General features: G+C 56.3%; 12 protein-coding genes and 1 pseudogene. 9 read left to right on the plus strand and 4 right to left on the minus strand.

Features of this window, described 5'->3' with window-relative positions:
* Positions 1-197: 197 nt before the first annotated feature.
* A pseudogene (locus tag BBOH_RS09570) lies at positions 198-404 on the plus strand (DUF4143 domain-containing protein); the annotation flags it as partial.
* A 104-nt stretch (positions 405-508) separates the two neighbouring features.
* A complete protein-coding gene (locus BBOH_RS09265) occupies positions 509-769 on the plus strand; it encodes an ATP-binding protein (protein ID WP_237743141.1) in 261 nt (86 codons plus the stop codon).
* 157 nt (positions 770-926) lie between these two features.
* Here the strand turns inward: BBOH_RS09265 and menE are convergent, their stop codons facing one another.
* Both menE and menB read right to left on the minus strand, forming a co-directional pair.
* Entirely contained in the window at positions 927-2,576 is a 1,650-nt protein-coding gene (menE, locus tag BBOH_RS05155; protein ID WP_035140268.1) for an o-succinylbenzoate--CoA ligase, read from the minus strand.
* A gap of 193 nt (positions 2,577-2,769) precedes the next feature.
* Positions 2,770-3,594, minus strand: coding sequence for a 1,4-dihydroxy-2-naphthoyl-CoA synthase (gene menB, locus BBOH_RS05160; RefSeq protein ID WP_033522155.1), 825 nt, complete (start codon positions 3,592-3,594; stop codon positions 2,770-2,772).
* A 120-nt stretch (positions 3,595-3,714) separates the two neighbouring features.
* Here menB and BBOH_RS05165 point away from each other — a divergent pair, with 120 nt between their 5' ends.
* Together BBOH_RS05165 and BBOH_RS09270 are read left to right on the plus strand one after the other, a co-directional pair.
* Positions 3,715-4,080 carry a PaaI family thioesterase gene (locus BBOH_RS05165; RefSeq protein WP_033522153.1) on the plus strand — a complete coding sequence of 122 codons (366 nt, stop codon included), beginning with the start codon at positions 3,715-3,717 and terminating at the stop codon, positions 4,078-4,080.
* Between the two features lie 268 nt (positions 4,081-4,348).
* Entirely contained in the window at positions 4,349-4,552 is a 204-nt protein-coding gene (locus BBOH_RS09270; RefSeq protein WP_152595390.1) for a hypothetical protein, read from the plus strand.
* A 508-nt stretch (positions 4,553-5,060) separates the two neighbouring features.
* Here the strand turns inward: BBOH_RS09270 and BBOH_RS05180 are convergent.
* The gene (locus tag BBOH_RS05180) at positions 5,061-6,491 is read right to left on the minus strand and encodes an ATP-binding protein (protein ID WP_033522148.1); all 1,431 of its coding nucleotides are present in this window, start codon (positions 6,489-6,491) and stop codon (positions 5,061-5,063) included.
* A gap of 201 nt (positions 6,492-6,692) precedes the next feature.
* Here BBOH_RS05180 and BBOH_RS05185 point away from each other — a divergent pair, with 201 nt between their 5' ends.
* Both BBOH_RS05185 and BBOH_RS05190 read left to right on the plus strand, forming a co-directional pair.
* On the plus strand, positions 6,693-7,067 hold the full coding sequence (locus BBOH_RS05185; RefSeq protein ID WP_033522147.1) for a hypothetical protein: 375 nt from the start codon (positions 6,693-6,695) through the stop codon (positions 7,065-7,067).
* Between the two features lie 104 nt (positions 7,068-7,171).
* Positions 7,172-8,545: a DASS family sodium-coupled anion symporter gene (locus tag BBOH_RS05190; RefSeq protein WP_033522146.1), complete on the plus strand. Its 1,374-nt coding sequence runs from the start codon at positions 7,172-7,174 to the stop codon at positions 8,543-8,545.
* Positions 8,546-8,808: 263 nt separating this feature from the next.
* On the opposite strand, the gene BBOH_RS05195 is transcribed toward BBOH_RS05190, so the two are convergent.
* Complete coding sequence (locus BBOH_RS05195) at positions 8,809-9,633, minus strand: LPXTG cell wall anchor domain-containing protein (RefSeq protein WP_033522145.1); 825 nt, start codon at positions 9,631-9,633, stop codon at positions 8,809-8,811.
* Positions 9,634-10,890: 1,257 nt separating this feature from the next.
* Here BBOH_RS05195 and BBOH_RS05200 point away from each other — a divergent pair.
* The 3 genes from BBOH_RS05200 to BBOH_RS08805 all read left to right on the plus strand — a co-directional run bounded on the left by BBOH_RS05200 (position 10,891) and on the right by BBOH_RS08805 (position 12,682).
* Positions 10,891-11,841, plus strand: a complete 951-nt coding sequence (locus BBOH_RS05200; RefSeq protein ID WP_033522143.1) for a type IV toxin-antitoxin system AbiEi family antitoxin domain-containing protein — start codon at positions 10,891-10,893, stop codon at positions 11,839-11,841.
* Positions 11,838-12,146 (plus strand): nucleotidyl transferase AbiEii/AbiGii toxin family protein, encoded by a 309-nt coding sequence (locus tag BBOH_RS05205; protein ID WP_033522142.1) that lies wholly within the window; start codon positions 11,838-11,840, stop codon positions 12,144-12,146. The genes BBOH_RS05200 and BBOH_RS05205 overlap by 4 nt, the downstream gene beginning before the upstream one ends.
* 89 nt (positions 12,147-12,235) lie before the next feature.
* A complete protein-coding gene (locus BBOH_RS08805; RefSeq protein WP_143242485.1) occupies positions 12,236-12,682 on the plus strand; it encodes a hypothetical protein in 447 nt (148 codons plus the stop codon).
* Positions 12,683-12,842 lie beyond the last annotated feature (160 nt).

Genomic DNA, 12,842 nt, shown 5'->3' on the forward strand with positions numbered 1-12,842 from the left:
CGCTTTCCTTCGCCGAATATCGCACCACGCGGCCGGAGTCCAAGACCGCCGACCAGACGTTCCAACGGTACCTCACTTACGGCGGAATGCCCTACACGACCCATCTGAACGACGAACAGAGCATTGACGACTACCTTGGAGGCGTGTTCAACACGATCCTGGTGAAAGGCATCGTGGCAAGACGTCCCAAAATAGACATGCCGGCGTTCAATGAAGTTGCCGCATTCCTTGCGGACAACGCAGGGAATCTCACCTCGATAACCGACATCGCGAACCGTATGAAACAAGCGCATACCGCGGTTTCACGCAACACCATACGCGAATACATATCCGCCCTTTGCGACAATTACCTGCTGTTCCGCGCCGACAGATACGACATCAAGGGTAAATCCTATTTGCAAACAACGGGAAAATACTGCCTCGGCGACCCCGGCTTCAGATTCTGTTTCTTGGCAAATCGGTCGGCGACACCGGTCATCGCATCGAGAACGTGGTCTAGCTTGAACTGTTGCGCCGCTACCCGACAGTCTCCGTCGGCAAGGCAGGCAATAAGGAGATCGATTTCTGCGCAACCGATGCCGACGGAGTGCACTACTACCAAGTCTCGCAAACCGTTCTCGACAGCGCGACACTGACCCGCGAGCTTGAGCCGCTGCAAAGCATCAACGACAACCACCAAAAGACCCTGCTGACTCTTGACCGAATCGGCAATGGCGACCATAACGGCATCAAACAAATCAACCTACTCGACTGGCTGTTGGAGGTTTAAGCTCGCTTCGGGATGGGACATGCGGAAGATTGGAACCCCCGACGTTCGCCCTTTGGCACAGTGACGACGAAACGCGCACCACCTGCCGATTGATACGGTAAACAAACAGCCCACAAAACCACCACGCACGAACGTGCCGCGACGGGGCGGGCGATGGTCACGCCAACGACATGCCGGGCGTATGACACCGCCCGAGCAGGAAACGGCGAATCTTGCCAGTGCTGGTGCGGGGCAGGGTCTCTACAAGGTAGAAACGGTGCGGAACCTTATAATGCGGAAGCCGCTCACGACCGAAATCACGCAGGCGGGCGGTAAGCGACCCGTCGGCTCCATGCGCCACCACATACGCCACCGGCACCTCGCCCCAAGTCTCGTCCGTTTCGGCGGTTACGGCGATCTCATCCACATACGGACAATCCGCGTAGATGCGCTCGATCTCCTCCGGGAATACGTGCTCACCGCCGGAAATCAGCATGTTGTCGAGCCGGCCGTCAACATAAAGATAGCCATCCTCGTCGAAATGGCCAACATCGCCCGTGCGGTACCATCCATCAGTGGTTTTCTTGGCCTCAAGCGCGCCCGGTCTGTTGATGTAGCCGGGGGTGAGCGCGCCGGTTTTGACCAGTATCTCACCGCTCGACTCATCCAGCTTCAACGACGTGGTGAAGTAGGGTTTGCCGCTGGAAAGGGGCTTGCGAAGGCCGTCGGCAATGGCGGTGCCGACGATTTGCGAGCATGTTTCGGTCATCCCGTACGAACGCACCACCACCATGCCCAACCGATCGCAACGTTCCAGCAACGAGGAGTCACTCTTCTCTCCACCGAGGATGAAACCCTTGAACGACGGCGAGTAGCCCAGGCCTGAAGCTGCCCGGCGCTCGCGTTCTGACACCAATTGCTTGAGCATCGTGGGCACCACGGATATCCACGTCACCGGCTCGTCCGTAAGAATTCGTTCCATTTCGGCGGCATCGAAATGCCCCATCAGGCGCACCGTCACACCGAAAATCAGGCCACGCAAGATAATGGAATATCCGCTGATATGGAAAATCGGGACGGCGCAGAGCCACTCATCGGCCGGGTCGGCGCCCAGATTCAGCGCCACGCCCGTGGCCGAGACGAAGTGGTTGCGCACCGTCTGCTGCACGCCTTTTGCTGGGCCGGTGGAACCGGAGGTGAACATGATACTCACCACGTGGTCGTCGTCGAATTCCCGCGGAATCAGCGGACTCGGCAGGGTTGACGGTGTTGACAGGCTCGGCTGGATTGACGGGGACACCGAATCCGACAGGACCGAGACGACCGACACGTCGGAGTCGCCATCGATACTCCCATCGTCCTTCTGCCGAACCTCACCTTTACTGGCGGCGACCCTGCCGTCACCCGTCAACCGGCCACCTTCACGCTGACCCGCTCGCCCGAAAATCTCATCGAAACCTATGACACGGACCTCACCTAACGCAGGAGCATCGCCCAGCAATCGCGGAGAAAGGCCGTCGTCCTTAAGACAGCTGACCACGCCGGCGTCGTGCATCTGCTGACGCAACTCGTCGTCGGTCAGACGCTTGTTGAGCCACACCACCGTCTTGCCGTATAGCAGCAGCGTGACGGCGAGCAGATAGCCACGCATGGTGTTGTTGGAGACCATTGCGACGCGTTGCGCGGCGAATGCACCGTACTCGTCGAGCACCGCGCCCAATCGTTGCGCCTGCTTGAACACGTCGGCGAACGTATAACGCACCTCGCCGTCGTCCACGGCCACACGCTCCGGGGTAAGCATCACGCGTCTCAACACCCAGTTATCCATAGCAACTCCCCAACTCGTCGCACCCGCAACTCAATTCCAGGAACCTGTCACGAAACGGCACCTCACACCATCACAGAGTCCGTTCCATCACCGGACCCTCAACAACCGGCGAACAAACGACACTTGTCCACATCTGAAAGCCAGTTCATTCGCAGGACTCCGCGCGACCAAAGCGACCCACGGCAACCGACGATCACGGGAATTTCGGGAACTGGTCGAAATCAGGCTCGCGCTTCTGGTTGAAGGCGTCACGCCCCTCCTTGGCCTCATCGGTGGTGTAGAAGAGCATCGTCGCGTCGCCGCCGAACTGTTGCAGACCCGCGAGCCCGTCGGTCGCCGCGTTCATGGAAGCCTTGATGAAGCGCAAGGCCATCGGCGACTTGGTCAACAGCTCATCGCACCATTTGAGGGTCTCCTCCTCGATGTCCGCGAGCGGGACGACCTTGTTGATCCAGCCCATTTGCAACGCTTCTTCGGCGCTGTAGAAGTGGCCGAGGAACCACACCTCCTTCGCCCGCTTCTGACCGATGACATCCGCCAATAGGCCTGAACCATAGCCGGCGTCGAAGCTGCCGACCTTCGGACCGGTCTGACCGAATTTGGCGTTGTCCGCGGCGATGGTCAGGTCGCAAACCAGCTGCAGCACGTTGCCGCCGCCGACCGACCAGCCCTTGACCATCGCGATGACGGGCTTAGGGATGATGCGGATGAGGTGCTGCAGGTCGAGCACGTTGAGGCGCGGAACCTGGTCACTGCCGACGTACCCGCCGTTGCCGCGCACGCCTTGGTCTCCACCGGAGGAGAAGGCGAGGTCGCCCGCGCCGGTGAAGATGATGACGCCGATCGTCGCGTCGTCGCGGCAGATGGTGAAGGCGTCGATCAGCTCCTCGATCGTTTTAGGCGTGAACGCGTTGCGCTTTCCCGGACGATTGATGGTAATTTTGGCTATATGCTCGGACCTGTCGAACAGTATTTCATCGTACTGTTTGACAATCCGAAAAACGTGGCTGTCGGTCATTGTCCCCCTCCTTTGCCTTTGCATGAATCCAACACTACATCACCCGCCGCACGCTATGCTATATATGAACGTCCAGGCCACCGGCCACGCAAACACTTTATGGGAGTGAGGTTCAGCGTCATGTCGCTTGCAGACTGTCTTGGGATCAGCCGGCAGGAGGTCTCCAGAACGAAAGTCATCCTGTCCCTGCCCGTCACCGAAAACCTGTTGCAGCCTTTCGGCGTCCTTCACGGAGGCGTCAACGCGGCTTTGGCCGAGGAGGCCGCCAGCCTGGGAGCCTTGGAGTGGCTTGACGCCTCTCACCTGGCCGTCGGCGTGGACATCGGCACACATCATTTCCGGCCGGTCGCGTCAGGAACCTTGACCGCCACCGCAACCCCCGAACATGTCGGCAAAACCCTGCAGACGTGGCGCGTCGAGGTGTGCGCGGAAAACAAGCTCACCAGTGTTTCGACAGTCACATTAGCCGTCCGCGAACGTCAGTAGCCCAGCCCGAATATCGGAAAAATACTCCAACGGCCAAGCCAATCGGGCAATAAACCAAATATTCCGGCCTGTAACCCGTTTTTAATACCGCACCCCATACAATAGACGTATACGTTTTCATATACGTTTAATGATGGAGGCGGAGATGGCTGACAAACCTTCCAATGAAGTGCCACGGCAACCTACGCAGCAAATCGCGCTTTCAAAACCGTCAGAAAAGGATACTATGACAGCGCTGGTTAAAAACTTCCTACAGTAAAGAAGCGAATTGTCGCTCAACATGAACATGACGTTCGACGCGAGCACATACAACCACGCTGTCGAGCAAAAGAACCGTGCCAGAGATAATCCCCTCGCCGAAATCCGCGAATATGTGCAGGAATTTGTCCCCCGCTCCGCCGAAGGTGACGACATGCACACCCACAAGGAACTCCAAACCGGTCATTCCCATAAGTACCGGCCCAGAGATTGAAGGCAGATTCCTCCCATACTTTTATGTATCTTCATGCCTGGCACAACGATATAATGACGGATTCTTATATTCCAGTTTTCGATAGGCCGACGCAGAAACACCACGAGTTCTAAATAGAATTCGGGCCATACTTAGCATAACTACGGTTATCTTAAGTGTGGTTATGTTATTTATCTGCGAACCGCAAATAATCCTGGGGGGGGGGACGACTTTAAGCCTGCGCACCATCCGCGACGCGTCAACGCGGTAGATGATCAGCCGGCTGGAATCCGGCACGTCCAGCGCGTCGCCGATAGCCGTCAGGACCTTGCCCTGTCGCCTAAGGAAATCGCCGGAAGCCTTGACCTCCACGATCCGGCATTGGAAGCATCGATAATCCTACATTATCTTTACTGCGGCGCAACAATCCCAAATCAAAGCAAACGAATAATCGCAATCATCCGAATTTGCAAACGACTTGCGCCGCCCTTACCGATTCGACCCGGATTGCGCCGAAGAGCTCCGCGATTCACCGGTATAGATCATCCGTGGCGACGAACCGCATGCGACGATCGTCCCGATAACACTCCAACGTCCCTTTGCTGACACGGTTTTTGCTGAAAAGCAAAAACTCCGTCTTCCCGATGGGGAACCCCTTGACCAGCCCGGCACGCGCCTGTAGTTTGTCGATCGCCTCGACCTCGTTGAAGGAATTCCTCCACTTGCATTCGCCCAGCAGAATCCGCTGCTCCTCGTCGTTGGCGACCACCACGTCGATATCCGTCTGCTCACGCGCCTGCGGGTCGTTGCCCCACCACTTGCCGAACCCTGTCGCCGGAAACGGCAGGTCGCCGGCCACGTTCTGCCGTACCAGCCATTGCCGGCAGATATTCTCAAACCGGCCTCCCACATACGTTTCGAACACCTCGCCAAATGCGGAAGACTTGGCCAACCCCGGCCCTCCGCCTGACTCGATGACGGCCAGTTTCCGCGCAACGAATCGGAACCAATAAGCAAAAAACGGATCGCCGATGGCATACCTGCTTTTCCGCGACGTCAAGACGTTCTCGCCGAACGGCACCATGCGCTCGACCAGCCCCAGATCCATCAGCGTCTTCAGATAATTACTGATAGCCGAAGTCTCGAGTCCAGCATGTTCGGCAATGAGTTTCGGCGTATTGCTGCCTGCCGCGATGGCCTGTAGCACAGAATAATAAATCGCGGGGTCGCGCGTCTCCTCCCTCAGCAACATCATGGGTTCTTCACCGAGCATTCCGAGTTTGGAATATATCAGATCGACGACGTTCTCACGGTAGCTTTTCTTGGGATCGATACGCTCGAGGTAATACGGCGTGCCGCCAAAGGTCGCATAGTAATCCACACGCTCTTCGGAACCGGCATCCCCTAGAAAACCCGCAGCGTCGTAATAATCGAGAGGCTGCAGCCTGATCTGGGCGGTCCGTCTGCCGAACAAGGGACTCTTTGAGCCGAGCACCTCACTTTCCATGAAACCTTGGTTGCTGCCGGAAAGGATAATCATCACCGGGGTGTTTTTGAACCCGTGATCGATGGCCACTTGCAGCAAAGAAGGCAACGCGCGATTCGCTTCAGCGGCATACGGAAACTCGTCAAAGACAAAGACGAACGGTTTGCGTTCACCGGACTTCGCCTCTTTTGCGCGGTCGACCAGATAGTCCAGCGCCGAACGCCAATCCGGAAACCCCGGCGTACCTTCGGGGATGCCGAAACAACGATAGACCTCGTGGGAGAAAAGCTCGAGATTCAGCTTTGAACTTTGCTGCAACGCCGAAATGTAAACAACCGGCTTGCCACGCACGAATTCATCGATCAAGGCAGTCTTGCCGACCCGCCTACGGCCATATAGCACCACCATCTCATAGTCATGTCGCGCATACAGCGCCTCCAGCGCTTGCAATTCCTGCTTTCTGCCAATGAACATGCCAGCCCTCCGGTTCGCTTCGGCCCTAACATCGATGATGCAACTAGTCTATCGCAACATAACTACACTTAACATAAGTATAGTTAGCTTAAGTATAGTTATGCTATTCGTTGCCGTCAGGGAAAACAACAACATGCGAAATTTGCACCAACTGCACCAGACGGTAAAACATATCAAGCAACCAAAGTCACCCTCGAAGCGATGCGATACGCACAGGAAAGAGCGAACGGCAAGGTGCCCGACGATTCACCGACGTTCGGCAACGTCACCGACATGCAATTCCTCTTCGCCAACAACACCAGCTTCGCCACGTTCGACCTCAACGGCTGGGACGCCGGCAACGCCGCGTTCGCCGGCGTCACTCAAACCGGCACCTGGGTCGACAAGAGCGGCATCACCAGCCCCGCATGGAACGGCAGCACCAGCGACCTGGCCGCGCGCCGTCGGCGCCGGCCCAGCAGGAGCGTACGTCGTGGACGGATCCGGAGTGACTTTCCCGCCACTGGCGGTAGAGCCCGTCTCCGCGCTGCACTAAAGGCGCGGAAACGCTACCTGTCCAGTTATAATCCCAGCTAGCCACAACAGTGTGCTACACCATGTTCCGAAAGGACCGAACCGCCATTATGTCTTCAGCACTTACCAAGAAAAAAATTCCGTTAGCCCTGTTCCTACTATGTTGCGTGGGCCTGATTGCGATGTGGTTCACGCCCGCCCCGGCGCACGTACAACCCGCCGGCTGGCACAGCTTCGCAATCGTCCTGTTCTTCCTCGCAGGTTGCGTGTTCAACGTCGCCCCGCTTTCGATTCTTTCGCTGACGATGATGTCGCTGCTGGGCCTGACCGCGACGATGCCCGCCGCAACGCTGATCTCGTTCTTCGGATCGGCCCCGGTGTGGCTCGTGTTGTTCGCATTCTTCATGGCCATCGGTTTTCGCAAGACGAACCTCGGCGCGCGCATGGCCTACTGGCTCATCGCCCATTTCGGCCGTAGCCCACTGGCATTGGCATACGTCATGGCCATCTGCGACCTGATTCTGGCCCCGGTCATCCCCAACACCAACGCGCGCGGCGCCGGCATCCTTTTCCCCATCAACCAATCGCTGGTCGAGGCGTTGAACGAGCCGAAGGACCAAAGCAAACGCTCGGTCAGCTCGTTCCTCACCCTGGCCACGTTCCACCTGAACCTCATCATCGGCGGGCTTTTCCTGACCTCGATGGCCACCAACCCGCTGGTTGCGAGCATGGCCGCCAGCACATTCCACATCAAAATCTCGTGGTTCCAATGGTTCGCGTACGCCAGCGTACCGACGCTGCTGGCCGCGGCGATCGTACCCATCGTCATCCTCGCCATCCACCATCCGCAGGACCAGAGTGCCGACATGACCGTCGTACGCACGGCCGCACGGGACGCATTGAAGAAGATGCCAAAAATGGCGTTGAACGAATACCTGATGATCGCCGTGTTCGTGGTGGTCGTCGCGCTGTGGGGCACCTCTTCGCTCACCAAGCTCGACAACACCCTGATCGCGATGCTTGGCCTGACCGTGCTGCTCATCCTGCGCATCATCGATTTGGACGATGTGTTCGCGGAAAAGCAGGGCTGGAACATTCTGCTCTGGCTCGGGCCACTGATCGGCGTGACCGAATATCTCAACAAGACGGGCGTCGTCGGCTGGATCAAGCAGTGCCTGACCTCAAGCGTGCGCGGCATCCCCGCATGGCTCGCCGTTGCGGTGCTCGTCCTGCTGTATCTGTATGTGCACTACCTGCTCACCAGCGTGCTGGTGCACGTGCAGACGTTCTTCATCCCGTTCGCGCTTATTCTGGTCTCGCTCGGCGTGCCGCCGATCGTGGCGACCATGCTGCTCGGTCTGCTCACCTGCGTCTCCCCCGGCATGACCCATTACGGCACCGGAACCGCGTCCATCTACTACTCGACCGGCTATATCAGCCAGAAGGAATGGTGGAAGGTCGGCTTCATCGTCAGCCTCGTCAACCTCGTCGTCTACGCGGGCGCAGGCACGCTCTGGTGGAAGCTCATCGGCCTGTGGTGACGCCGATTCCAGTGGTCTGACCGCACCCGCCCGCATGGTTCGGCGGCCGAACCATGCGGTTTGCGGGCGCGGGACGCCAAGAAGCCTATGAAACCGTATGAGGGCCGGGCCGCCGGTTGGGGATGCGACAACCATCCAGCATCCCCAACCGGCGGCCCGGCCCTCACGCCATTGCAAGGCAACGCACCCCGAAACCGGATTTATCCCCGGACGGGTAGCGTGGCGCCATCACAAGCCACACCGCGAATCACGCGGCAGGTCAGTCACGCCCTGTGACGACGCAGCACCAACGCACCGGCCGCGGCCACCAACGATGCCACACCGGCGATCACCACGACGGCCACGGAAGCGCCCGTGCTTGCGAGCTCGCCACCATTCGCGGCGGCCTTCGGGTCCGTTTTCACATCCGAGGCCTTGTTCGCCGAGGTCGGCGGTGCCGCAGGCTTGGCGGCGATGTTCACCGCGGTCCACCCGGCAAGATCACCGTTCTGGTCCAGCAGCGCGATCTTGTGCTCGCCGGTCTTGTCGGCGGGCAGCAGCGGCTCGACATAATAACCCTTGTCATCCTTCTTGACCGTAAGGAACGGCGCGCCGGTCGGATCGGTGAGTTGCGTCGGACTGGAATAGATATAACCCGACCAGAAGCAATCCGGGGTATTTTCGCCGTCCACATTGGCCTTGCACTGGTCGATGAGCTGCTTGATGTAGATGCGGGAGGGCGAATCGGCCACCGGATTGGAGGGGGCCACCACGTCCCCTTTGTTGCCGGTATTCAAATCACTATCGGAAGGAGCCTTTGGCTCCGCCTTCGTCGTGAAAGCTGGAATATCGACAAAATGTCCCTCCGTACCGCTCTCAGTTCCAAAGCCATTAGCAGTACCAGTCCATGATTCCTCGTCGGTCTGGAAGCCAACTCGCATCATCATGATATCAGTATTGATCTTCTGCCCGGCCTTGCCCTGCTTAACCAGCTCCTGAGCATGAGCCGCGACGATACTGGAAGCGCCTGCCTTGTCCAAGACCTCACCATTTGCGTTGACATTATGATTGTCATAAACTTTGGATGGTTCCAAACCAACCAAAGTCATATGTTTGGTTCCACTAATATCTCCATCAACTTTCTTGGTATCGCTGAAACGATAGAAGTTCTTATTCTGAACGGCTGATGCTACCTTGACGCTTTTACTGCCATCAGGAACATAGTGATACCAATTTTGAGAATGCCATCCATAGATTCGCCGATACGCAGTAGCATCGAGCTTGTCGTCTGAAACACTCCCGGGGTCGGACGAACCTCCAAAATAGTCCGGACTATTCCCCGCGTATGCTTCAGTCGCTGTCGTCTCCGGTGTCATGCTAGTGACTTGAAGGAAGTCGACTACTGGCATGTAGGATTTAATTTCCCTGCCGTCTGGATTAAGCATGCCAGGCCGCTTCTGCTCAATCTTATGCTTAATTGTATAGTCAAAGGCGATGTCAGCCGTATGAGCGCCAATATCACTGACACGCACATTCGATATGACGACAGAATCCGGCAAGGCAGCGTCTTCGCCGGACTGCGGACCGACAGGAACTGACTTGGTCGACGAATCCTTCGCTTGTGGAGATGGGGTTGGAACGGCGGGCTTCTCAGACTTGTTAACCGCGGCGGGCTTGCCGGCATCCGTTGCCGTGCCCCCTCTGATTGTCGTGCATGTCGAGGACGATCTTCTGCCCGTCGGACTTGTCGGCCTGGCCCTGCGTGTTCCCGTCGGACTTGTCGGCCGTCTTAGCGGACGAGGCTACTGGGGGGGGGGGTCACGGAAGAAGGAGAGTTTGGAGCCTCCTCGGCGTTCGCTGCACCCACACCGGCGCCCGCGAACATCATGCACGCCGCCGCAAGAAAGGCGGCGACCGCATAGCGTTTCTTTAACATACCCTTTCCTTTCTCTCCAGACACACACGGTCTGGAACAGACGATAATACGCATTGCGTGTTAACGCATCACACGGACCAATGCGACACCGGCCCATACAACGGAAACCCAAGGGCCAGCAGTCCGACGGTTTTAGGCCGACACGAGAAAGGTTGTAGATCAGAGGCGACTCCTACGCCCTCTTTACAAAGACTGCGCACACCTGACATCACACGTCTACCGAATAAAGCAACGTCGTTAAAAGACAAATACTTCATACTCATATACAGTACTAGTACCGTATATAAACCTATAGATATATACAACTTATCGTTACAAAAGAAGGTCTTTTTTTATTGAATACAGGAGATATCGAAATTGATAATGTACTAGCACACTATCAATGTTACTATTCTTTGTCAAATCATTCGGCGTGTGATACCGTTGAGTGATGATTCCTTCGTATGTTTTTTACAAAAAACTGAATAAGGACAATGTCGTCGACGAGGTGATGGCGGAAAGCGCCGTCTTTAACAACGTTTTGAATCAGACCGTTATCAAGTCAATCTACAAAACCCTCAACGAAAAGCGCCTTCTGCTCCAACGCACCACGCTCACCGATTTCAGGAATTATCTAAGCTCATCCGAAACAGACCTGTTCGAAGAGATCTCAATAACCTGCAAAAAAGACGGTAAGACAACAACCAGGCTGGTTACTCGACATAAGGAGGTTTCGCCTTATGCCATAGCGCTCTCCTTGGCCCCACACACCTATGCATCGCACTATTCGGCCCTCTACTTGCAGAATCTAACGTTGAACATTCCGAAACCCATCTATGTCAAAAAGAAGGCAACTCGGCCGAAGGCTATGCCGGAACCGGAAAAACTGTCTCAAGCGCAACTGGAGAAGACGTTCGCGGTTCCCGCCAAAACAACGAACAGCATATACACGTTCCGTTACAAAGGTGTCACACGCGAGGTCTATCTTCTCGAAAAATCAGCGACGGTCGATAACGGAATCACGCGAATCTCTGCGCCTCATGCTCCCGCTGGCATCGCGATAAGCGGCGTGGAGAAAACACTGATCGAATGCGTACTCAAACCGAATTATGCAGGTGGCGCGCAAGAAGTCCTGAACGCATTTTACGCGGCCAAGGATCGCCTGAAGATACTGCGGATGATGCAGCTACTTGAAGAAGGCCGCTACTCGCTACCTTACGGCAAAAACATCTTGTTTTACATGGATCGCGCAGGTTACAGCGAACGTCAGAAGGACTTGGTACGCCAACGCATGAGCCCTGCGACACAAGAGCTCATCACTTATCTTGAAAAAAATATGCATAACCCGGCACTCGACGCGAATATTGGAATCTACTACCCCGAAAGGATTGCCGTACAATGACGAACGGTCAGCTAACCCACCAAGAAATCATCGAGAGAACTCTCGCGGCGCTCTTTTCAATCGACGAGTTCGCCGGGAGAATCGCTCTACGCGGCGGACAAGCATTGATCGCATATGGCATAACCACCCGTGCTTCCCAAGACATTGACCTGTTCGTGGAAGAAAATACCATCACGGAGGATGAACGTCTTCTCATACAAACTGCACTCGAAGAGCAGTTCGCCGATGTGGACATGGAAGTCAGGCAGTGCAAACTGATACCTCTGCCAGCCAAGTCTGAGCCAAAAAGCTGGCCAGAATCATAGTCCACGTCGCGCCTCGGAGCAATTCGACCAAAAGCAACCAACAAACACCATGGCAAAGTATCACCATAGAGATCTCGTTATCGAATCGAATGTTCTCCCTCGACAGAATCAACTCGGACGGCGTAGGCATTGAAGCCTCTTTGCTCGCGAGACTCGTTGACGAAAAACTTCTGTCATTGTGCCAGCACTGCCCAAGCTACACCAAGATACATCCCCGAAGGGGCGAGCAAGGCAATAGCTACCGAGCCAAAGATATGTTCGACATATCCTCGATACTAAAAGCAGATCACCAAACACGAGCCCGGATGCTATCCAATGAAGAAATTGAGCATCTTCGACTTTTAATGGGCGATATTGATTTGACGGCCGGCGATCTTGCCGCTCTCGCCGGGGACATCAGCAATCACGGCGATGAATACGCAACCGAATACGACATGATGAACAGGGATCTTGTTCTCACGGAGGAACGCATCGCCTTCACCACCGCGAAGAAGGATGTGCTGGACACGCTCCAGGCGGTCTGCGACAAGCTGTGACCGGAAGAACGCTATTGTCTGAGCTAACGATGGCGCGACCGGCAAGAGCGCGTTAACGAGGAGGCACGCTACGAACGCGAGCCGACACTTGCACGACCGACGTTCTGAGACAGGAGCGAAAGAGACCCAGCAACTTCCCCAATCAGCCCGACTGCCGAAT

The sequence above is a fragment of the Bifidobacterium bohemicum DSM 22767 genome (assembly GCF_000741525.1).
Classification (GTDB): domain Bacteria; phylum Actinomycetota; class Actinomycetes; order Actinomycetales; family Bifidobacteriaceae; genus Bifidobacterium; species Bifidobacterium bohemicum.